Here is a 554-nt window from a genome sequence, read left to right on the forward strand (position 1 = left end):
CGATCGCGCCACACTTGAATATCCTCCCACCACTTAGTGATCGCCGCTTCATCGTTGCCACAATCTTGCTCTGCCAGTAGACCAAGCATAGTAGTCAGTACTTTTTCAGCAGAGCCTACAATTGGAAGATCCACTTTGACGTTTTTGGAGATCGACGACGGATCAATATCAATGTGCATCACTTTCGCATTTGGACAGTACTTCTCAAGGTTATTGGTGGTGCGGTCATCAAAACGCACCCCAATACCGAAGATCAGATCCGCTTCGTGCATCGCCATATTGGCTTCGTAGGTACCGTGCATCCCCAACATACCAAGCGAGTTTTTGTGAGTACCCGGAAATGCACCTAGGCCCATTAAGGTACTGACAACTGGCAGGTTAAGTTTGTCTGCCAGTTCTAAAATATGTTCGTGAGCACCAGAAATGACTGCGCCACCACCGACATAAAGCACCGGTTTTTTCGCTTCAATCAAAGACTTCAGTGCTTTCTTGATTTGGCCTTTATGACCCGAAGTGGTTGGCTTGTATGAACGCATCGAGATGCTTTCTGGATA

1 pseudogene is annotated in these 554 nt (G+C 47.1%); it reads right to left on the reverse strand.

The annotated features are described in order from the left end of the window. A pseudogene (locus R7Q48_RS29995) lies at nt 1-554 on the reverse strand (acetolactate synthase 3 large subunit); the annotation flags it as partial.

This window comes from Vibrio sp. 378 (assembly GCF_033339435.1).